The organism is Pseudomonas prosekii (genome assembly GCF_900105155.1).
GTDB lineage: Bacteria > Pseudomonadota > Gammaproteobacteria > Pseudomonadales > Pseudomonadaceae > Aquipseudomonas > Aquipseudomonas prosekii.
Genome location: NZ_LT629762.1, coordinates 4,628,244 through 4,648,115 on the forward strand (window position 1 = coordinate 4,628,244; position 19,872 = coordinate 4,648,115).

Below are 19,872 nucleotides of genomic sequence, written 5' to 3' on the forward strand. Positions count from 1 at the left end.
AGGCGGATATCCGCCATATTGTAGGACGAGGTTGGGTGGTTAGGCGGGAATCCGCCACATTGCGCGGTGCGTTGCAGCGCGGCAAAAACCTGCAGCCCCTGATGTCAAAAGGCTTGCCGGGATTCTCGTGAAGGTGGCACGGGCTTTGCGATACAAGCGGTAGATGCCTGCCGCTGCGCAGCTCGACAAAACAAATCCCTCCAGTGCAGGAGGGTTCGCAATTGAAGTGTCTTGGGCAACAGATGGATGTTGTCATCGGGCACTCTTGAGGAACTTTGCAATGACGACTCGTCAGCCACTGTACAAATCCCTGTATTTCCAGGTGATCGTTGCCATCATCATCGGCATTCTGATCGGTCACTTCTATCCGCAGACCGGTGTGGCCCTCAAGCCATTGGGTGACGGGTTCATCAAGCTGATCAAAATGATCATCGCGCCGATTATCTTCTGCACCGTCGTCAGCGGTATCGCTGGCATGCAGAGCATGAAATCGGTCGGCAAAACCGGCGGCTATGCGCTGCTGTACTTCGAAATCGTCTCGACCATCGCTTTGCTGGTGGGTCTGGTCGTGGTCAACATCGTGCAGCCGGGCGCCGGCATGCACATCGACGTGACCACCCTGGATGCCTCCAAAGTCGCGCAGTACGTAGCGGCCGGTGCTGATCAAAGCGTCGTTGGCTTCCTGCTCAACGTGATCCCGAACACCATCGTCGGCGCGTTCGCCACCGGTGACATCCTGCAAGTGCTGATGTTCTCGGTGATCTTCGGTTTCGCCCTGCATCGCCTCGGTTCGTTCGGTCGGCCGCTGCTGGACCTGATCGATCGCTTCGCCCACGTGATGTTCAACATCATCAACATGATCATGAAACTCGCGCCGATCGGTGCCTTCGGTGCCATGGCGTTCACCATCGGTGCCTACGGTGTCGGCTCGCTGGTGCAACTGGGTCAGTTGATGGCGTGCTTCTACATCACCTGCCTGCTGTTCGTCCTGATCGTGCTGGGCGGTATCGCTCGCGCTCACGGCTTCAGCGTGCTGAAAGTGATTCGCTACATCCGTGAAGAACTGCTGATCGTGTTGGGTACTTCTTCTTCGGAATCGGTACTGCCGCGCATGCTGATCAAAATGGAGCGTCTGGGCGCACAGAAATCCGTGGTTGGCCTGGTCATTCCGACCGGTTACTCGTTCAACCTCGACGGCACCGCGATCTACCTGACCATGGCTGCGGTGTTCATTGCCCAGGCAACTGACACGCACATGGACATCACGCACCAGATCACTCTGTTGGTGGTGTTGCTGCTGTCCTCCAAAGGCGCGGCTGGCGTGACCGGTTCGGGCTTCATCGTCCTCGCCGCCACCCTGTCGGCAGTAGGCCACTTGCCGGTTGCCGGTCTGGCGCTGATCCTCGGCATCGACCGCTTCATGTCCGAAGCCCGCGCGCTGACCAACCTGGTCGGTAACGCCGTGGCCACGCTGGTTGTGGCCAAGTGGGTCAAGGAACTCGACGTCGACACCTTGAACACCGAGCTGGCCTCGGGCGGTCGTGGTATCTCTGACGAGCGCGTTGAAGACGACCTGGGCGTGGCTGAAGGCCCAACCCCAAGCAACGTCAAGTAAACTCAGCTGCACTTAATCTGAGCTGCATTGAAAAACCCGCTTCGGCGGGTTTTTTCATGCCTGCGATTTGAGCGTAACGGTCACAGTTGCTGACACATCAAGTGATTGCCGCAATGCGATTGCCTGCCTAGGCTCAAGCCATTGCATACAAGCCTTCGCAAACGGGGAACATTCATGCTCGGTCCACTGGCATCACTCAAGGTTCTGGATTTCTCGACACTGCTGCCGGGGCCGTTCGCCTCTTTGTTGCTGGCGGACATGGGCGCCGAAGTGCTACGTATCGAATCGCCGACCCGCGCCGATCTGCTGCGCGTGTTGCCGCCGCACGATCAAGGGGTGTCGGCCAGCCACGCCTACCTCAACCGCAACAAGCGCAGCCTGGCGCTGGACCTCAAGCAACCGCAAGCGCTGGAGCTGATCAAGCAATTGCTGCAGGACCACGACATCCTGCTCGAACAGTTTCGTCCCGGTGTGATGGAGCGGCTGGGCCTGGGTTATGAAGCGCTGAAGGCGATCAACCCGAAGCTGATTTACGTGTCGATTACCGGCTACGGCCAGACCGGCCCGTACAAGGAACGCGCCGGCCACGACATCAACTATCTGGCGTTGGCCGGATTGTCGAGCTACACCGGCCGCGCCGACAGCGGCCCACTGCCGCTGGGCATGCAAGTGGCGGACATCGCCGGTGGCTCGCTGCACGGCGTGATCGGCCTGCTCGCGGCAGTGATCGCGCGCCAGCACAGCGGGCAGGGGCAGCATCTGGACGTGAGCATGACCGACTGCGCGTTCAGCCTTAACGCGATGGCTGGCGCCGGTTACCTGGCTTGCGGCGTCGAGCCCGAGTGCGAAGAGCAGATGCTCAATGGCGGCAGCTTCTACGACTACTACCGCTCGCGCGATGGCCGCTGGATGTCGGTGGGCAGCCTCGAACCGGCGTTCATGCAGCAACTGTGTTCGGCGCTGGGTCGCCCGGAGCTGGCGGCGCAGGGTTTATCGACTAAACCGGAGCAGCAACAGGCGTTGAAAAATGAGCTGAAAATGGAATTCGAGAAGCGTGACTTTGCTGAGTTGTGCGCGTTGTTTGCCGGCGTCGATGCGTGTGTCGAACCGGTTCTGAGCGTCGGCGAAGCGTTGCAGCATCCGCAGTTGCAGGCGCGGGCACTGGTAACGCAAGTGCCGCGCGCGGATGGCTCGACGCAGGCGCAGATGGCGTGTCCGCTGAAATTTTCCGAAGGCTTGCCGGCGCCACGCTTTATCGGCGCGGCGATCGGTGAGCATACGGATCAGGTGTTGGCGGAACTGGGGTTGAGTGTGCAGCGGATTGAGCAATTGCGGCGTGCCAAGGTGATCGCGTAGCGCCTACCCAGACGCCATCGCGAGCAAGCTCGCTCCCACATGGGGCTGAGTCGCGCCGATTATCCCCTGTGGGAGCGAGCTTGCTCGCGATGAGGCCGGCATGCACACAAAAATCTGACTTACTCGACACGCATCTCGCCGCTGAACACCAATGTGCTGCGGCAGCGCCGGCACAGATAACGCCGACCCTGGCGCACCAGGCTATGGCGCTGCGCCGAAAACGGGAAATCGCTGTCGGCGCACGGGCACTTGTAGATGTATCGCGTCACGCTGCGGCGTTTCACGTCATAGGTGTGGCAACGATTCGGCGGCAGTTCGTAAACGCCGCGCATGATCAGTTGCCATTCTTCGCCGTGCGGCTGAATGCGATCGCCAAACAATTGATGCGCGATCAGGTGCGCGACCTCGTGGGCCACGGTTTGCTTGAGGAAATCTTCGCTGTTTTCCCGGTACAACTGCGGGTTGAAACGCAGCAGGTTCTCGTGCAAATGCGCGACACCGGCCTTTTGCCCACGCAGCTTGAGGCTCACCACGGGGCGTTTGAAAGTTCGTTTGAAAAAGGATTCGGCTTGTTGGTAACAGTCTTCGACGCGGGTATTGAGTTGCTCGGGCATGCTTGATGGGTCTCCAGAGGCGTCGAGTATGCCGCAACCCTCGGGACTTGCGAATCAGTCAGGCGCCGAATGGTCGTTGTCCCGGGCGTTTTGCGCCAGCCATTAAAAGGCCGCCCGGTGGCGGCCTGTGTTGGCAGATCTTGGTCTGTTGGTCTAGTGCCGTGGCCATTCCTGGCTGATGGCTAATTGGTATAGACCGGCCCCACGCCGAGTCCCCAGACGATCACGGTAAACGCCATGATGGCCACCAGCACCACCAGGCCGACGGCAAGCACTGAACTGGAAAACAGAAAACCCTCGTCCGATGGAATGTTCATGAACGTCGGCAACCCTACATACAGCAGGTACACCGTGTAGCAAATGGCAGCCGTGCCGACGACCATTCCCAGCCACATATGCGGATACAACGCCGCCAATCCGCCGATGAACAGCGGTGTCGCCGTGTAAGTGGCGAAGGCAACGCAACGGGCCAGGCTCGGATTGGCGTCATACGTGCGAGCCATCCAGTGCACAAATGCGCCCATCACCGCCACGCCGCCGAGCATCGCCAGGTAAGACATGATCGTCATCCACAGCGCGCTTTCCTGAGTCAGCATCACCGGCGCCCGATTGCCGATGACCCAGCCGACCTGCGTGGTACCGATAAACGCCGAGACCGCCGGGATCGCCGCCAGGATCAGCGTGTGGGTGAGGTACATGTGGCTGATGCTTTCCTCCTGGTCGCCACGGATTTCTTTCCATTCCTGGTCGGGGTGGGTGAAGAGCCCCACTACGTGATGGATCATGCCAGTCACTCCTCTTGTTATTACCATCGCCCCCCAGCGGAGCGCCTACGGGCCAAAGTGGCCAAGTAAGGAAAGGTCTGAATACGTGTGCGACCTTATGTCGGAGTATAGAAAGGTCTGCACGCCACGGGTTGCGGGGCTTTAGAGCAAATCGCGCTGTAAAGATCGCTGTTAATCGCCGGCAGGTCTGTGCATTAACACTTCAGCAGCACCGCAAACCTGTAGCAGCTGGCGAAGCCTGCGTTCGGCGACGAAGTCGTCGTAAAACCAGCCGCCTCGGTGTATCAGTCGTATCGCGTGTACCGGATCAGCGACGACTGCGTCGCCGAACGCAGGCTTCGCCAGCTGCTACATGGGAGGGGGAGGGTTGCGGTAATCGGCAGCCCTTCGCCCATGCTGGATTTTTGCGTAAAATGCTGGCCTTTCGTCACACCTCACGGATTCGTTGCATGGGCACTCTCACGGTCAACCAGAACAAATTGCAAAAGCGCCTTCGCCGCCAGGCCGGTGAGGCTGTTGCCGATTTCAACATGATTGAAGACGGCGACAAGGTCATGGTCTGCCTGTCCGGTGGCAAGGACAGTTACACCATGCTCGACGTGCTGATGCACTTTCAGAAGGTCGCGCCGATCAAGTTCGACATCGTCGCCGTGAACATGGACCAGAAGCAGCCGGGTTTCCCCGAGCACGTATTGCCGGCCTACCTGAAATCGCTGGGCGTCGAGTATCACATCGTCGAAAAAGACACGTACTCGGTGGTCAAGGAATTGATCCCGGAAGGCAAGACCACGTGTTCGCTGTGTTCACGCCTGCGTCGCGGCACGCTGTACACCTTCGCCGACGAAATCGGCGCAACCAAAATGGCCCTCGGTCACCATCGCGACGACATCGTCGAAACGTTTTTCCTCAACATGTTTTTCAACGGTTCGCTCAAAGCCATGCCGCCGAAGCTGCGCGCCGACGATGGCCGCAACGTGGTGATCCGGCCACTGGCTTACTGCAACGAAAAAGACATCCAGGCCTACTCGGACCTCAAGCAATTCCCGATCATCCCGTGCAACCTCTGCGGCTCGCAGGAGAACCTGCAACGCCAGGTGGTCAAGGACATGTTGCAAGAATGGGAACGCAAGACCCCGGGCCGCGTCGAAAGCATATTCCGCAGTTTGCAGAATGTGCAGCCGTCGCAATTGGCGGACCGCAACCTGTTCGACTTCGGCAGTTTGAAGATCGACGAAAGCGCCGCGTCGCGCTTCGTCAACGTCGTCAACCTCTGAACAACATTGTTCGGGAGCGGGCCCTGTGGCGAGGGGGCTTGCCCCCGTTGGGCTGCGAAGCGGCCGCAAAATCGCCGCGTTGTCGGAGATTTTGTGAGTGCTACGCACTCAAACGGGGGCAAACCCCCTCGCCACAGCTCGCGCGCTCCCACGGTTTTTATATTTCAATCCTCAGGAGAGGGCATGCGCGATTACAAGTGGCTACACGAGTACTGTCTGAACCGTTTTGGTTCAGCGGCTGAACTGGAAGCCCATCTGCCGGTACCCAAGACCCCGGCACAATTGCGCAAGATCAGCGACGACCGTTACCTCTCGACCATGGCGCTGCGCGTTTTCCGCGCCGGGCTCAAGCACAGTCTGGTGGACGCCAAGTGGCCGTCTTTCGAAGAAGTGTTTTTCAGGTTCGACCCGGAAAAAGTCGTGCTGATGAGCGCCGAGCACCTCGAACGCCTGATGCAGGACGCGCGGATCATCCGCCACTTGGGCAAGCTCAAAAGCGTGCCGCGCAATGCGCAGTTCATTCTCGATGTGACGCACGAGAAGGGCAGCTTCGGCGAACTGATCGCCGAGTGGCCGGTGACCGATATTGTCGGGTTGTGGACCTTCCTGAAAAAGCGCGGCCATCAACTCGGCGGGCTGTCGGCACCGCGGTTTTTGCGCATGGTCGGCAAGGACACGTTTGTGCCGAGCTACGACGTGGTCGCGGGACTGAATGCGCAGAAGATCGTCGACAAAGTGCCGACCAGCCAGCGTGATCTGGCGTTGGTGCAAGACGTGTTCAACCAGTGGCATGAACAGAGCGGCGGGCGGCCGATGAGCCAGATATCGATGATGCTGGCGTATACGGTCAACCACTGAGACCGAGTTGCCTGCATCGCGAGCAAGCTCGCTTCCACATTGGATTTGTGTCGTTCACAAATCCCCTGTAGGAGCGAGGCTTGCCCGCGAAGGCGTCAGATCAGCCAACCGAGATTTCGCCCTCGCCAGCCAGCTTGCGATTCAACTGAAACCGCCACCGCACATACAGCAACGCCGAACAAAACACTGCCAGGCTCGCGCCCATTTCCAGCAGGCCGAACAACTGCCGGTTCGGGTCATACGCGGCCAATGCGCCTTTGATGAAATACAGATTCACCACAAAACACATCCACGAATGCCCACGCGCGCTGCCGACGATCATCCCCGGCGCCAGCAACAGCAGCGGCACCAGCTCGATCAGCAGAATCACCCACGGTCGCGCGCCGTGCAGGTCGGCGACCAGCAAGTAATAACCGCAGAGCAAACCCACCAGGGCAAAAAAGCACAGCAGGCTGATCACGCGCATCGCCCGCACGCGCGGTTCGAGCCATTCGATCGACGGCAGAATTTTCGGCTTCCTGGCCATCTCAGCCCTCCAGTTTCTGGGCGGTTTTGGCCAGGCGCAGGCCCAGAGCCCGGCACAGCGAAACTTCATGTTCGTTCAAACCGAGTTTGCCGTCAGCGCCGGCGTGGTGGCTGGCGCCGTAGGGCGTGCCACCACCACGGGTTTCCAGCAATGCCGATTCGCTGTAGGGCAGGCCGGTGATCAGCATGCCGTGGTGCAACAACGGCAACATCATCGACAGCAGGGTGGTTTCCTGGCCGCCGTGCAGGCTCGCGGTGGAGGTGAACACGCCGGCCGGTTTGCCGACGAGGGCGCCGGTCAGCCACAGGTTGCTGGTGCCGTCGAGAAAGTATTTCAGCGGCGCCGCCATGTTGCCGAAACGCGTCGGGCTGCCGAGGGCGAGGCCGGCGCAGTTTTTCAAATCGTCGAGGCTGGCGTACAACGCGCCTGCGTCCGGGATGTCCGGCGACACGGCTTCGCACTCGGTGGAAATCGCCGGCACCGTGCGCAGGCGCGCTTCCATGCCCGACTGCTCGACGCCACGGGCAATCTGCCGGGCCATTTCATTGGTCGAGCCGCTGCGGCTGTAATACAAAACCAGAATGTACGGCGCGCTCACGGCAGCAACTCCAGGACATTCTCCGGCGGACGGCCGATGACGGCTTTATCGCCCACTTCGAGAATCGGGCGCTCCATGAGTTTCGGGTGCGCGGCGATGGCGGCAATCAATTGCGCCTCGGTCAGCGTCGCGTCGGCCAGGTTGAGGGTTTTGTATTCGTCCTCACCGGTGCGCAGCAGTTCGCGTGCGGTGATGCCGAGCTTGTTCAGCAAGCCCTGCAATTGCGCGGCGTCCAGCGGGGTTTCGAGGTAGCGAACCACGGTCGGGGTCAGGCCACGGGCTTCGAGCAGTTCCAGCGCACCGCGGGATTTCGAGCAGCGCGGGTTGTGATAAAGCGTCAGATCGGTCATGTGCGGGTCGCATCTTGCGTAATGTGGCGGTTATTCTAACTGTGCAGCGCGCAATCCAGAACCTCGGGAGGCGATGGGTCGCAGGCGCATTCAATTTTGAACAAGGAAAACCACATGACAAGGCGATTGGCAGCGGCATTGGCGATCATCGGCGCGTTGATGCTGGGGGGCTGCGGTAACGACTACGGGATTGACCAGGACGGTCAGAAAGTCGCGTCCGGGCGACTCGATAAACAATGGCTGGTGGTCAATTACTGGGCCGAATGGTGCGGACCGTGTCGTACCGAGATCCCGGAATTGAACACTTTGGCTGAAGAATTGAAGAGCAAGAAGATCGGCGTGTTCGGGGTCAACTTCGACAATGTGCAGGGCGAAGAGCTGAAGAGCGCCAGCGACAAACTCGGGATCAAGTTCACGGTGCTGGCGCAGGACCCGGCGGAGGTTTTCGATTTGCCACGCAGCGAAGCGCTGCCGGTGACGTACATCATCGACAACCAGGGCAAAGTACGCGAACAGCTGATGGGCGAGCAGACAGCGGCGGGGGTGATGGCAAAACTTGAAGAGTTGAAAGCGACGAACTGAGCAGGACTGAAATGGGTGTTGATCCTTGGATCCAGCCCCTCACCCCAGCCCTCTCCCCACAGGGGAGAGGGGGAAAGGGGGCAGACCGCATGCTTTTCAACTCCTGAGTTCGACTCGGTTTTCAGGGACTTGAAGAGTTGAAAGCGACGAACTGAGCAGGACTGAAATGGGTGTTGATCCCTGGATCCAGCCCCTCACCCCAGCCCTCTCCCCACAGGGGAGAGGGGGAAAGGGAGCAGACCGCATGCTTTTCAAACCCTGAGTTCGGCTCGGTTTTCAGGGACTTGAAGAGTTGAAAGCGACGAACTGAGCAGGACTGAAATGGGTGTTGATCGTTGGATCCAGCCCCTCACCCCAGCCCTCTCCCCACAGGGGAGAGGGGGGAAAGGGAGCAGACCGCATGCTTTTCAAATCCTGAGTTCGGCTCGGTTTTCAGGGACTTGAAGAGTTGAAAGCGACGAACTGAGCAGGACTGAAATGGGTGTTGATCGTTGGATCCAGCCCCTCACCCCAGCCCTCTCCCCACAGGGGAGAGGGGGAAAGGGAGCAGACCGCATGCTTTCCAAATCCTGAGTTCGACTCGGTTTTCCAGGTCGATGTAGCTCCAAAAGCAACTCAGTCAGTCCCCTCTCCCCACAGTGGAGAAGGGGAAAGGGAGCAGACCGCATGCTTTCCAAATCCTGAGTTCGACTCGGTTTTCCAGGTCGATGTAGCTCCAAGAGCAACTCAGTCAGTCCCCTCTACCCTCTGGGGAGAGGGTTAGGGTGAGGGGTGGATCTGGCTGACGGAACACACTCGAACAGCCAATCAACCCTCTTCAAGCCACCAGCGCAGCGGCTTGCCTTCGGCGGGCCAGAAGCGCATCTGGTCGATCGGCGAGATGTCCCAGCGCTGCACGTTTTCCAGCGCTTGCAGGAAGCGTTTTTCCTGCTCCATCAGCGCTGGCGCGCAGAGTTTGCGGGTGCTGCCGATTTTGCCGAAACTCAGCTTGTCGCCGTCCTGCGTGTACGGTGCGAACCAATGGTTGCAGCCGCCGTTACCGTAGGCGCGACCGTCGTCGCCCAGGGTAATGGTCAAGTGGCTGTAATCCATCAATGGCCGTTCGCCGATCCATTCCAGAATGTAGCTGCGGTTGTGTTGCAGTTGAACCGGTTCGGCGGCGCAGCCCATCAGGCTGGCGCCGACCATCGCCGCCAGAGCCAAACGTTTCATCACGCGGGCTCCTGACATTTCGGACACAGGTGTTTGTCGCCAACGGTGGACCAGCCCAACTCGGCAATCCGCGCGGTGGCGGCAGGCTTTTCGGCCTTGTTGCCGAGCTTGGCGTCGACCGCGAACTCGAAGCTCAGTTCTTTGGCGCAGCTGTCGCAGTTGACCTTCCACGTATGGATCGCCAGTTCGCCGAACACCGGACCACTGGCCACCGCGACCCATTGGCCGGGCGGGTTGATCAAGTGGCGAACGGTTTCGACGGTCAGGCGCATGGACAAGTCCTTGGCACCTTTGAGGGTGACGACCAGCACGTCATTGTTGCGAATCGAGCCGCCATTGCCGGTGACTTGATAACGCCCCGGCACCAGGGCGCGGCATTCGGTCAGGGTGTGCTGCGGGTTCATCAGGTTGTAGCGGAAATCGTGTTCGACCATGGGTCCTCCAAATATGCGCGGTATGCTAGCACGGGCATCGGCGCAGCATGGCGCGGGCGTGTGACCTTCGATCAGGTTCAGCCCTCGACCAGATTCTGCGGCGTCCCGGCCGCCCACGCCGCGATGTTGTGCAAGGTCGTCGCGGCAATCGCGCCCAGCGCTTCGCGCGTGAGGAAGGCCTGATGCGCGGTGATGATCACGTTGGGAAACGTCAGCAAGCGCGCCAGCACATCGTCTTGCAGCGGCAGGTCCGAGCGATCTTCGAAAAACAGCTGCGCCTCTTCTTCATACACGTCGAGCCCCAGATAACCCAGCTGACCGTCCTTTAATGCGTCGATCAGCGCCGGTGTATCCACCAATCCGCCGCGCCCGGTATTGATCAGCATCGCCCCCGGTTGCAGGTGCGCCAGCGACTCGCGGTTGATCAGGTGTTTGCTTTGCGCGTTGAGCGGGCAATGCAGGCTGATGATCTGCGACTCGGCCAGCAGCTCGGGCAGGCTCAAGTAACGTGCGCCGAGGGCTTCGACTTGCGGATTGGGGAAGGGGTCGTAGGCCAGCAACTGGCAGCCAAAACCGTTCATGATTTTTGCGAACGTCGCGCCGATCTGCCCGGTGCCGACCACGCCGACAGTCTTGCCGAAAAGGTCAAAACCGGTCAGTCCGTGCAGGCTGAAATCGCCTTCGCGGGTGCGATTGTAGGCGCGGTGCAAACGTCGATTGAGCGCGAGGATCAGCGCCACCGCATGTTCGGCCACCGCATGCGGCGAGTAGGCCGGAACCCGCACAATCGCCAGTCCCAGACGGTGCGCCGCCAGCAGATCGACATGGTTGTAACCCGCCGAGCGCAGGGCGATCAGGCGCGTGCCGCCGGCCGCCAAGTGTTCAAGCACTGGCGCGCTGAGGTCATCATTGATGAACGCGCACACCACTTCGTGATGTTCGGCCAGCGCCACCGTATCAACGCTCAGACGCGCCGGTTGAAACTGCAATGCGATACCGGCGGGCAAATCGGCAGCGAGAAAACTCTCGCGATCGTAAGTCTGGCTGCTGAAAAGAATAGTGCGCATGTCGTCCTCCTGGAAAAAACCACTGTAGCCGCCCCGCCGCTTTGTAGCTTTGTAGCCCTGTAGCAGCTGCCGAGCCTGCGAGGCTGCGTTCGGCGGCGCAGCCGTCGTCAATCCGGTGAATGCGGTTCACCTGATACACCGAGGCGGCTGATTTTACGACTGCTGCGCAGCCGAACGCAGCCTCGCAGGCTCGGCAGCTGCTACAAAAAACCGATCGTAGCGGTTTGGGGATTTCGGGATCCTAGCGTTTTGCGGATTTTGGCGTGTTGCCCTGGATCACGCGCTGATGCGTGCCTGCATGGCCAGCCGGTTGATCGAGCGCTCCAGTTCTTCGAGGGCCGCCGCCGCTTTCGGGTCCTGTTGCTTGAGCAACGTCTCGCTGCGCTGACACGCAGCCCGCAGCTGCGGAACGCCGCAATAGCGCGTCGCGCCGTGCAGGCGATGCACGCGTTCGATCAACGCATTCTGGTCGTTCGCCTCGCGGGCCACGCGAATCGCCTCGCGATCAGCTTCCAGCGAGGCCAGCAGCATCGCCAGCATGTCCGCCGCCAGATCAGCCTTGCCCGCAGCCAGACGCAAACCTTCTTCGTGATCGAGCACCAGCAATTCGCTGCCGCCATGGCTGTCGCTGGAGCGCTCCGGCCCCTGATTGCGCAGGGCCAGCCCGGTCCATTTCAACACCACTTGCGCCAGTTGCCGCTCGCTGATCGGTTTGGTCAGGTAGTCGTCCATGCCGCTTTGCAGCAGCGCGCGTTTTTCGTTGGCCATCGCATGGGCGGTGAGGGCGACGATTGGCAGCGGCGTGCAATGCCGCTCACTTTCCCACTGGCGAATCGCTTCGGTGCTCTGGCGCCCGTCCATGCCAGGCATTTGCACGTCCATCAGCACCAGATCGAAGGTTTCGCTCTGCACCGCTTTAACTGCGGCGTAACCGCTCTCGACGGCGAGCACTTTCGCGCCCATGTCTTCGAGCAAGGTTTGCACCAGCAACAAATTCGCCGGGTTGTCGTCGACGCACAGCACTTTCGGCGCGCGGCTGGACACCGGTTCGCCGGGCTCGCTGCGCTGCTGGCGCGGGTTGACCAGATCGGCCAGCGCCCGACGCAGCTTGCGCGTGCACGCCGGTTTCGCCTGCAACTGACTGTGCGGGTTGGGCACCGAGAGATGGAACAGCGTCTGCTCGGTGGTCGGGCACAGCACCAGCACTTTGCAGCCGAGGTGTTCGAGGTCCCAGATGTGCTGGTTGAGGCGTTCTGGCGGCATGTCGTTGCTGGTGATGCCGAGCACCGCCAGATCAATCGCCTGATCGGTTTGATGCGCGCCAGTGACGCCATTGGTCAAACTTTCCAGAGTATTGAACGGCGTGACTTCGAGGCCGCAGTCTTCCAATTGATGCTGCAACGCCTGGCGCGCCAGTTCGTGGTTTTCCAGCACCGCCACCCGCCGCCCGAGCAAAGGTGGGCCGGGCAGATCTTCGGCATCGTCGCGGGTTTTTGGCAGGCTCAGGCTGATCCAGAACTCCGAGCCTTCGCCCGGCGTGCTGTCGACGCCGATTTCGCCGCCCATCTGTTCGATCAAACGCTTGGAAATCACCAACCCCAGCCCAGTGCCACCCGGCTGCCGCGAGAGTGAATTGTCAGCCTGACTGAACGCCTGGAACAACGCGCGCACGTCCTGATTCGACAGGCCGATGCCGGTGTCCTGAATGCTGATGCGCAACTGCACGCTGTCGTCGTGTTCTTCTTCGAGCATGGCGCGGGCGACGATCGTGCCTTCGCGGGTGAACTTGATCGCGTTGCTCACCAGGTTGGTCAGAATCTGCTTGAGCCGCAGCGGGTCGCCGATCAGCGACAGCGGCGTGTCGCGATACACCAGACTGACCAATTCCAGCTGTTTGGCGTGGGCGGCGGGGGCGAGGATGGTCAGCGTGTCCTGCAGCAGATCGCGCAGGTTGAACGGAATATTGTCGAGCACCAGTTTGCCGGCCTCGATTTTCGAAAAGTCGAGAATCTCGTTGATGATCCCCAGCAGGCTGTCGGCGGATTTCTCGATGGTGCCCAGATAATCGAGCTGGCGCGGGGTCAGTTCACTTTTTTGCAGCAGATGAGTGAAGCCGAGAATGCCGTTCAGCGGCGTGCGGATTTCATGGCTCATGTTGGCGAGGAACTCGGATTTGATCCGGCTCGCTTCCAGCGCTTCCTTGCGCGCCAGGTCCAGCTCGATGTTCTGGATTTCGATGGTTTCCAGATTCTGCCGGACGTCTTCGGTGGCCTGATCGACGCTGTGTTGCAATTCTTCCTGCGCGTTTTGCAGGGTGCCGGCCATGCGGTTGATGCCGGACGCCAGCTCATCCAATTCCTGGCTGCCGAGCGGCGGCAAGCGGGTTTCCAGATGACCGTCCTTGAGTTGCGCCACCGCCAGTTTGATCTGGCTGATCGGCCGGTTGATCGTGCGACCCATGCGCAACGCCAGCAACGCCGCGCCGGCCAGCCCGGCGGCGATCAACAGCAGGCTGGCGAACAGGCTGCGGTAACCGCGCAGCAGCATGCCGTTGTGCGTGAGTTCGAGTTCGACCCAGCCGAGCAGGCGTTCCGACTCGTCGGGAATCAGCTCGCCGGCGAAATTACGGTGCTTGCCGAACACCGGCAGCAAGTAGCGGGTGGCGTCATTGCCGCTGCGCCGGAGCATGTGCGCACCGTTGCCGATCGGCGCGGCGTTGAGCATGGTCGGCCCGGCGTGGGCCAGCGGCGTGCGGTCGGGCGCGAGGAAAGTCACGGCGCGCACGTCGGTCTGTTCCAGCGACAGGGTGGCGATGCGCTCGAGCAATTCGGTGTTCTGGTGGCCCATGGCCGGGGCTACCAGCGGCGCCAGTTGCTCGGCGATCATCTCGCCACGCTGCATCAATTGGGTTTGCAGGTCCGATTGCTGCGTCCAGGTGAAATAGCCGCCCAGGACCAATGCCATCAGGCTGGTCGGCAGCAAGGTCAGCAACAGCACGCGGCCTTTAATTCCCAGTTTCTTGAGCACGCATTTCTCCTGCATCCCGCTATTTATTAGACCCGCGCGTGCATCCGGCACGCACCACTTGCGCAGTGTAGCGATTTGCTTGCGGGCAATCTTCGTAAATTGATGTCGTCATTCGTCGGTCGGATCGGCGCTTTCGCCCGCCCGGCAAACCTTGGGTTGCCCCTGACGAGGCAATCTTGAATAATCGCCAACTGAGAATTATTTGCAGATACTCATGAATCCCATCAATGCCGCTCTCCCTCGCATCCTCTCTATAGAAGACGACCTCGTGCTCGGTGCGTACGTCCACGAGCACTTGGGCCGTTGCGGCTTTCAGGTGACCTGGTGTCAGAACGGTCAGGAAGGCCTGGCGATTGCGCGCGGCCAGCCGTTTGATGTGGTGTTGATGGACATTCTGCTGCCGGGCCTCGATGGCTTGAATGTGCTGACGCAGTTTCGCCAGAGCCATTCGACGCCCGTCGTGCTGATGTCGGCATTGGGCGCCGAGGCCGATCGCATCAGCGGTTTTCGCCTCGGCGCCGACGATTACCTGCCCAAGCCGTTCAGCATGGCCGAGCTGCGCGTGCGCATCGAAGCGATCCTGCGACGCGTGGCGCTCGACCGTCGGCCCGAGCCGCCAGCGCCGGTCAGTCCCGTGCACAGTTTGTTGTTCGACGACGATCAGTGCGAAGTCTTCTATCGCGAGCACGGCGCCGGCCTGACGCGCAGCGAATACCGGCTGCTGGAAACGCTGAATCGCAACAACGATGAAGTGCTGAGCAAAGCCTTCCTTTATCAGCACGTGCTGCAACGCGGTTATGCCGCCCACGACCGCAGCCTCGATATGCACATCAGCCAGATCCGGCGCAAACTCAAGGCGATCGGCTACACCGAGCGCGAAGTGCGCACCGTCTGGGGCAAAGGTTATGTGTTGAGCGCCATCGATGAAATGGTCTGACCTGCCGGGCCGGCACTCGCTGTTCTGGAAACTCGCCTGTCTGCTGGTGGCTTTTTGTCTGCTGATGATCTGGCTCAGCTGGTCCTGGGGCCGCTACATGGAGGAGCGTAATCAGTTTCTCTCCGATGACGCGCGAGGCACGTTGACCCGCTACGCCGCCGAGGCCGAACAGGCGTGGCGTCAGGGCCAGCGGACTGGAGTCGATGCCTGGCTGCAAGGCATGCGCCAACGCGAAAAAGGCTGGGTCGGAGTGATTGGTGGCGACTTGCAATCGCTGAGCACACAGCCGCTGACCGACAAGGACATCGAGCGCCTGACCTTCCTGCGCGGCCTCGATTGGCCGATCCACAAGAAAAACCTGCCGTGGCTGCGCGTGCCGTTTCCCGGTGACCCGCACGCCGGCAATCTGGTGATCGAATTGCCGCAGCGTTTCATGCCGGGGCGCTATCGGGTGTTTTGGCGCGTCATCACCAACGGAGTGATTCCCGGGCTGTTTACATTGCTGCTGTGCGTCGGTTTGTATCGTTTGCTGGTGGTGCCGCTCAACAGCCTGCGCGAACAGGCCAACGCCTGGCGCGCCGACCAGTTGAACGTGCGTTTGTCGAGGCACACCACCAATCGTTCGGATGAGCTGGGTGAACTGGGCCGCGCCTTCGATCACATGGCCGAGCGCCTGCAAAGCACCGTGGCCCTGCAACAACAATTACTGCGCGACCTGTCCCACGAACTGCGCACGCCGTTAAGCCGTCTGCGTGTCGCCAGCGAAAGCGAGCAGGGCGTGGCGCAACTGCGTGAACGCATCAGCCGCGAAGTCGATGGCATGCAGCGTCTGGTCGAAGACACCCTGCAACTGGCCTGGCTCGACACCGAACGCTCGCGCCTGCCCGACGAAGCGATTCAGATTCAAGCGCTGTGGGACATGCTTACGGAAAACGCCTGTTACGAAACGGCGTGGCCGGCGCGCCAGTTGCACTGCGCCGTCGACTCCACCTGCTGGGTGCGTGGCCATCTCAACACCTTGGCTCAGGCGCTGGAAAACATCCTGCGCAACGCCATTCGGCACTCGCCGAGCGACGGCGTGATCACCCTCGGCGCACAGCGCGATGGCGATTTTTGGCTGGTGTGGCTGGAAGATCAGGGCGGCGGCGTCGCGGAAGTCGACCTGGAACGCATCTTCTCACCCTTCATCCGCCTCGACGGCTCGCGGCCGGGCGACGGCGGTTTTGGCTTGGGGCTGAGCATCGCGAGGAATGCGGTGCAACGTCAGGGCGGATCGCTTTGGGCGGAGAATGCCGGGGCAGGGTTGCGCCTGAATATGCGCCTAGTGGCGGATATCGGCGCTGCTGCTGGGGACGCCTTCGCGAGCAAGCTCGCTCCCACCCTGGATTTGCGTCGCCCACATATCGTGTAATAACGACGACCCCCTGTAGGAGTGAGCCTGCTCGCGATGAGGCTCTCAAATTCACCGCGCCGCTGCGTTTGGCGGACCATTCCCGTATTCCCGTACGACATTTCCTAAAGGCGTTTTCCGGCCCCTTTACCTTTCCTAGACGGTCTAAGCTCGGGTTCACTTGCCTTCAAGGAATCTGGCATGACCGCGCCCAGCACCACTGACGACCGTTTCAATGAAGTGCTCGCACTTATTCAGAGTGCCAAACAGCGAGCCATCCAGGCAGTAAATACTCAACTGATCGAATTGTATTGGCAGGTCGGGGCTTACATCAGTCGCAAGCTGGAAGACGCTGAATGGGGGGATTCGGTGGTCAGTCAGTTGGCTGAACACTTGGCTCGGACTCAGCCAGGATTGCGTGGGTTTACTCGGTCAAACTTGTTTCGGATGTGTCAGTTCTATGAGACTTACCGGGCCGAGGAGAAAGTCGCACCACTGGTGCGACAATTGTCCTGGTCACACAACCTGATTATTTTCAGCCAGAGTAAACGCCCGGAAGAGCGGGAGTTCTACGTACGCATGGCGATCAAGGAGAGGTGGTCAAGGCGTGAGCTTGAACGTCAATTCAAAGCTGCACTATTCGAACGCAGCATCACCCAACCGGTGAAAGTCTCAACGGCATTGAGACAAACTCATCCTTCGGCGCTGGAGATTTTTCGCGATGCGTACATGGTCGAATTTCTCGGCCTCCCCGGCGGTCATGCCGAGACCGACCTTCATCAGGGATTGCTCACACGTCTCAAGGAGTTCCTGATCGAGTTGGGGCTTGCGAGAAGGGCTGATCCAGCCCCTTATTCCCATAAGCCATAAGCACCGCACTTTGCGTGATATGGCCTGCCAACGTTTGCCGGTATGATAGGCGCCCCCGCAGTCTGGATTGCGAATACGCCATGACCTTGCAGTACCCAACCATCGCCGATTGCGTCGGCAACACTCCGCTGGTCCGCTTGCAGCGCCTGTCTGGCGCCACCAGCAATACCCTTTTGCTCAAGCTTGAGGGGAATAACCCGGCGGGTTCGGTCAAGGACCGGCCGGCGCTGTCGATGATTACCCGTGCCGAGTTGCGCGGGCAGATTCATCCTGGCGATACGCTGATTGAAGCGACGTCGGGTAACACCGGGATTGCGCTGGCCATGGCCGCCGCGATCAAGGGTTACAAGATGATCCTGATCATGCCGGACAACTCCAGCGCCGAACGCAAAGCCGCGATGACGGCGTATGGCGCTGAGCTGATTCTGGTGACCCAGGAAGAAGGCATGGAAGGCGCTCGCGACCTCGCCCAGCGGATGGAAGCAGAAGGCCGCGGCAAGGTCCTGGATCAGTTTGCCAACGGTGATAACCCCGAGGCGCACTACACCAGCACTGGCCCGGAAATCTGGCGTCAGACCCAAGGCTCGATCACCCATTTCGTCAGCTCGATGGGTACCACCGGGACGATCATGGGCGTGTCGCGCTACTTGAAAGAGCAAAATCCTGACGTGCAGATCGTCGGTCTGCAACCTATGGAAGGCTCGGCGATCCCAGGTATTCGTCGCTGGCCGCAGGAATACCTGCCGAAGATTTATCAGGCCGATCGTGTCGACCGCATCGTCGACATGGCGCAACGCGAGGCCGAGGACGTAACCCGTCGTCTGGCCCGCGAGGAAGGGATCTTCTGCGGCGTGTCCTCGGGCGGCGCCGTGGCAGGGATGTTGCGCCTGTCGAAGGAAGTGGAAAACGCGGTGATCGTTGCGATCATCTGCGACCGTGGCGACCGTTACTTGTCGACCGGCATTTTCGACGCGCCCAACTGATGGCCAAGCAAGAGAGAGGCCTGCGCTTCCAACCCACGGGCGGCAGCAAGGCACCACAAATCCCGACCGGCAAAAAGCAGCGCTTGAGCATCGAGCGCCTGGCCAATGACGGTCGCGGCATCGCGTTTTTCGAAGGGCGTACCTGGTTCGTCATCGGCGCGCTGGCCGGTGAGGAGGTCGAGGCGCGCGTGCTCAATGCCCACGGCAAAGTGGTCGAGGCACGCACCGAGCGGGTATTCCAGGCCAGCGAACTGCGGCGCCCGGCACCGTGCCCGCACGCCGGTCGTTGCGGCGGTTGCAGCGTGCAACATCTGCCGCACACCGAGCAGCTTGCCCTGAAACAGCGCATGCTCGCCGAGCAATTGTCCAAGGTTGCCGGGGTCGAACCGCAAGAGTGGGCGGCGCCGCTGAGCGGTCCGGAATTCGCCTACCGTCGTCGCGCCCGCGTGGCGGTGCGCTGGGACATGAAGGCGAAAAAGCTCGAAGTCGGGTTCCGTGCTGCCGGCAGTCAGGACATCGTCGCGATCAGCGAATGTCCGGTGCTGGTACAGCCCTTGCAACCGATCATCACGCGCTTGCCGGAAATGCTTCGACGCCTGAGCAAACCTCAAGCGCTGGGGCACGTGGAATTGTTCAGCGGTTCTTCGTTGGCGGTGTTGTTGCGGCATATGTCGCCGTTGTCCGAGGCCGATCTGACGATTCTCAAGGATTTCTGCGCGTTTCATGAAGCGCAATTGTGGCTGCATGGCGATGGCGAACCGTACCCGGTCGAGGCTGACCAGACGTTGGGTTATCGGCTGCAGCAGTGGGATTTGGACCTCGCGTATCGGCCCGGGGATTTCATCCAGGTCAACGCCGGGGTCAACGAAGCCATGGTCGCGCAGGCGCTGGAATGGCTGAAGCCGGCGGCGGATGAGCGGGTGCTGGATCTGTTCTGCGGTCTCGGCAATTTTGCCTTGCCGCTGGCCAAAGTCGTCCGCGAAGTAGTCGCGGTCGAAGGTGTGCAGACCATGGTCGAGCGCGCCGCTGCCAACGCTGCCAGTAACAATTTGCATAACACCAAATTTTTTCAGGCCGATTTATCCCAGCCTTTGGCCGATGCCGAATGGGCGCGCGAAGGCTTTTCTGCGGTACTCTTGGACCCACCACGCGACGGTGCTTTCGAGGTGGTGCGCAAGCTCGCATCCCTGGGCGCCAAACGGTTGGTGTACGTGTCGTGCAACCCGGCAACGCTGGCGCGCGACACGGTCGAATTGGTCAAGCAGGGCTACCGGTTAAAACGTGCCGGGATTCTCGATATGTTTCCTCAGACGGCACATGTCGAGGCCATGGCGTTATTTGAAGCGAGCTAGGACGGCTCGTCTCGTCCGACTGGCCGCCCGTGCAGCCGCCGC

General features: G+C 60.6%; 18 protein-coding genes and 1 pseudogene. 10 read left to right on the forward strand and 9 right to left on the reverse strand.

All coding sequences use genetic code 11. The annotated features are described in order from the left end of the window. Nucleotides 1–280: 280 nt before the first annotated feature. Nucleotides 281–1,615 (forward strand): dicarboxylate/amino acid:cation symporter, encoded by a 1,335-nt coding sequence (locus BLU01_RS21070; RefSeq protein WP_092279122.1) that lies wholly within the window; start codon nucleotides 281–283, stop codon nucleotides 1,613–1,615. A gap of 174 nt (nucleotides 1,616–1,789) precedes the next feature. Further along, nucleotides 1,790–2,971, forward strand: coding sequence for a CaiB/BaiF CoA transferase family protein (locus BLU01_RS21075; RefSeq protein WP_092279124.1), 1,182 nt, complete (start codon nucleotides 1,790–1,792; stop codon nucleotides 2,969–2,971). A gap of 119 nt (nucleotides 2,972–3,090) precedes the next feature. Here BLU01_RS21075 and BLU01_RS21080 read toward each other — a convergent pair whose 3' ends face one another. Both BLU01_RS21080 and BLU01_RS21085 read right to left on the reverse strand, forming a co-directional pair. Then, on the reverse strand, nucleotides 3,091–3,585 hold the full coding sequence (locus tag BLU01_RS21080; protein WP_092279126.1) for a SprT family zinc-dependent metalloprotease: 495 nt from the start codon (nucleotides 3,583–3,585) through the stop codon (nucleotides 3,091–3,093). A 182-nt stretch (nucleotides 3,586–3,767) separates the two neighbouring features. Next, entirely contained in the window at nucleotides 3,768–4,370 is a 603-nt protein-coding gene (locus BLU01_RS21085) for a Yip1 family protein (RefSeq protein ID WP_045061787.1), read from the reverse strand. Nucleotides 4,371–4,819: 449 nt separating this feature from the next. Here BLU01_RS21085 and ttcA point away from each other — a divergent pair, with 449 nt between their 5' ends. After that, nucleotides 4,820–5,644 carry a tRNA 2-thiocytidine(32) synthetase TtcA gene (gene ttcA, locus BLU01_RS21090; protein WP_092279128.1) on the forward strand — a complete coding sequence of 275 codons (825 nt, stop codon included), beginning with the start codon at nucleotides 4,820–4,822 and terminating at the stop codon, nucleotides 5,642–5,644. 183 nt (nucleotides 5,645–5,827) lie between these two features. Further along, the gene (locus BLU01_RS21095) at nucleotides 5,828–6,502 is read left to right on the forward strand and encodes a DNA-3-methyladenine glycosylase I (protein WP_092279130.1); all 675 of its coding nucleotides are present in this window, start codon (nucleotides 5,828–5,830) and stop codon (nucleotides 6,500–6,502) included. 100 nt (nucleotides 6,503–6,602) lie between these two features. Here the strand turns inward: BLU01_RS21095 and BLU01_RS21100 are convergent, their stop codons facing one another. From BLU01_RS21100 to arsC, 3 genes are read right to left on the reverse strand one after another with little or no spacing between them, the layout of a single operon-like run. Continuing rightward, on the reverse strand, nucleotides 6,603–7,028 hold the full coding sequence (locus BLU01_RS21100; RefSeq protein ID WP_092279132.1) for a DUF2069 domain-containing protein: 426 nt from the start codon (nucleotides 7,026–7,028) through the stop codon (nucleotides 6,603–6,605). Nucleotide 7,029: 1 nt separating this feature from the next. Then, nucleotides 7,030–7,626, reverse strand: coding sequence for an NAD(P)H:quinone oxidoreductase (wrbA, locus tag BLU01_RS21105; protein ID WP_092279134.1), 597 nt, complete (start codon nucleotides 7,624–7,626; stop codon nucleotides 7,030–7,032). Continuing rightward, a complete protein-coding gene (gene arsC, locus BLU01_RS21110) occupies nucleotides 7,623–7,976 on the reverse strand; it encodes an arsenate reductase (glutaredoxin) (RefSeq protein WP_092279136.1) in 354 nt (117 codons plus the stop codon). Before arsC ends, wrbA begins: the two co-directional genes overlap by 4 nt. Nucleotides 7,977–8,090: 114 nt before the next feature. On the opposite strand from arsC, the gene BLU01_RS21115 reads away from it, so the two are divergent. After that, nucleotides 8,091–8,558, forward strand: coding sequence for a TlpA disulfide reductase family protein (locus tag BLU01_RS21115; RefSeq protein ID WP_092279138.1), 468 nt, complete (start codon nucleotides 8,091–8,093; stop codon nucleotides 8,556–8,558). 807 nt (nucleotides 8,559–9,365) lie between these two features. On the opposite strand, the gene BLU01_RS21120 is transcribed toward BLU01_RS21115, so the two are convergent. The 4 genes from BLU01_RS21120 to BLU01_RS21135 form a co-directional block, all read right to left on the reverse strand. Then, nucleotides 9,366–9,770: an META domain-containing protein gene (locus tag BLU01_RS21120; protein ID WP_092279140.1), complete on the reverse strand. Its 405-nt coding sequence runs from the start codon at nucleotides 9,768–9,770 to the stop codon at nucleotides 9,366–9,368. Further along, nucleotides 9,770–10,204 (reverse strand): hypothetical protein, encoded by a 435-nt coding sequence (locus tag BLU01_RS21125; protein ID WP_092279142.1) that lies wholly within the window; start codon nucleotides 10,202–10,204, stop codon nucleotides 9,770–9,772. Before BLU01_RS21125 ends, BLU01_RS21120 begins: the two co-directional genes overlap by 1 nt. A gap of 77 nt (nucleotides 10,205–10,281) precedes the next feature. Then, entirely contained in the window at nucleotides 10,282–11,271 is a 990-nt protein-coding gene (locus tag BLU01_RS21130; RefSeq protein WP_092279144.1) for a 2-hydroxyacid dehydrogenase, read from the reverse strand. Nucleotides 11,272–11,547: 276 nt separating this feature from the next. After that, nucleotides 11,548–14,298, reverse strand: coding sequence for a response regulator (locus BLU01_RS21135; protein ID WP_092279146.1), 2,751 nt, complete (start codon nucleotides 14,296–14,298; stop codon nucleotides 11,548–11,550). A gap of 214 nt (nucleotides 14,299–14,512) precedes the next feature. Between BLU01_RS21135 and BLU01_RS21140 the strand changes: the two genes are divergently transcribed. From BLU01_RS21140 to rlmD, 5 genes and pseudogenes are all read left to right on the forward strand, one after another. Further along, the gene (locus tag BLU01_RS21140; protein ID WP_092279148.1) at nucleotides 14,513–15,235 is read left to right on the forward strand and encodes a response regulator transcription factor; all 723 of its coding nucleotides are present in this window, start codon (nucleotides 14,513–14,515) and stop codon (nucleotides 15,233–15,235) included. Then, nucleotides 15,222–16,646 (forward strand): sensor histidine kinase, encoded by a 1,425-nt coding sequence (locus tag BLU01_RS21145; protein ID WP_092279150.1) that lies wholly within the window; start codon nucleotides 15,222–15,224, stop codon nucleotides 16,644–16,646. The genes BLU01_RS21140 and BLU01_RS21145 overlap by 14 nt, the downstream gene beginning before the upstream one ends. A gap of 180 nt (nucleotides 16,647–16,826) precedes the next feature. Then, nucleotides 16,827–17,450, forward strand: a pseudogene (locus tag BLU01_RS21150) (DUF1016 N-terminal domain-containing protein); the annotation flags it as partial. A gap of 125 nt (nucleotides 17,451–17,575) precedes the next feature. Then, nucleotides 17,576–18,478, forward strand: a complete 903-nt coding sequence (gene cysM / locus BLU01_RS21155) for a cysteine synthase CysM (protein WP_092279152.1) — start codon at nucleotides 17,576–17,578, stop codon at nucleotides 18,476–18,478. Next, on the forward strand, nucleotides 18,478–19,830 hold the full coding sequence (rlmD, locus tag BLU01_RS21160) for a 23S rRNA (uracil(1939)-C(5))-methyltransferase RlmD (RefSeq protein ID WP_092279154.1): 1,353 nt from the start codon (nucleotides 18,478–18,480) through the stop codon (nucleotides 19,828–19,830). Before cysM ends, rlmD begins: the two co-directional genes overlap by 1 nt. The last annotated feature ends 42 nt before the right edge of the window (nucleotides 19,831–19,872 follow it).

What these genes read in the sequence shown, in the direction of transcription:
- BLU01_RS21085 (WP_045061787.1), bottom strand. Translation starts at nt 4,370, where the DNA reads ATGATCCATCACGTAGTGGGGCTCTTCACCCACCCCGACCAGGAATGG.
- BLU01_RS21125 (WP_092279142.1), bottom strand. Translation starts at nt 10,204, where the DNA reads ATGGTCGAACACGATTTCCGCTACAACCTGATGAACCCGCAGCACACC.
- rlmD (WP_092279154.1), top strand. Translation starts at nt 18,478, where the DNA reads ATGGCCAAGCAAGAGAGAGGCCTGCGCTTCCAACCCACGGGCGGCAGC.
- cysM (WP_092279152.1), top strand. Translation starts at nt 17,576, where the DNA reads ATGACCTTGCAGTACCCAACCATCGCCGATTGCGTCGGCAACACTCCG.
- BLU01_RS21115 (WP_092279138.1), top strand. Translation starts at nt 8,091, where the DNA reads ATGACAAGGCGATTGGCAGCGGCATTGGCGATCATCGGCGCGTTGATG.
- BLU01_RS21080 (WP_092279126.1), bottom strand. Translation starts at nt 3,585, where the DNA reads ATGCCCGAGCAACTCAATACCCGCGTCGAAGACTGTTACCAACAAGCC.
- BLU01_RS21140 (WP_092279148.1), top strand. Translation starts at nt 14,513, where the DNA reads ATGAATCCCATCAATGCCGCTCTCCCTCGCATCCTCTCTATAGAAGAC.
- BLU01_RS21145 (WP_092279150.1), top strand. Translation starts at nt 15,222, where the DNA reads ATGAAATGGTCTGACCTGCCGGGCCGGCACTCGCTGTTCTGGAAACTC.
- BLU01_RS21075 (WP_092279124.1), top strand. Translation starts at nt 1,790, where the DNA reads ATGCTCGGTCCACTGGCATCACTCAAGGTTCTGGATTTCTCGACACTG.
- BLU01_RS21100 (WP_092279132.1), bottom strand. Translation starts at nt 7,028, where the DNA reads ATGGCCAGGAAGCCGAAAATTCTGCCGTCGATCGAATGGCTCGAACCG.
- BLU01_RS21130 (WP_092279144.1), bottom strand. Translation starts at nt 11,271, where the DNA reads ATGCGCACTATTCTTTTCAGCAGCCAGACTTACGATCGCGAGAGTTTT.
- BLU01_RS21120 (WP_092279140.1), bottom strand. Translation starts at nt 9,770, where the DNA reads ATGAAACGTTTGGCTCTGGCGGCGATGGTCGGCGCCAGCCTGATGGGC.
- BLU01_RS21070 (WP_092279122.1), top strand. Translation starts at nt 281, where the DNA reads ATGACGACTCGTCAGCCACTGTACAAATCCCTGTATTTCCAGGTGATC.
- BLU01_RS21095 (WP_092279130.1), top strand. Translation starts at nt 5,828, where the DNA reads ATGCGCGATTACAAGTGGCTACACGAGTACTGTCTGAACCGTTTTGGT.
- ttcA (WP_092279128.1), top strand. Translation starts at nt 4,820, where the DNA reads ATGGGCACTCTCACGGTCAACCAGAACAAATTGCAAAAGCGCCTTCGC.
- arsC (WP_092279136.1), bottom strand. Translation starts at nt 7,976, where the DNA reads ATGACCGATCTGACGCTTTATCACAACCCGCGCTGCTCGAAATCCCGC.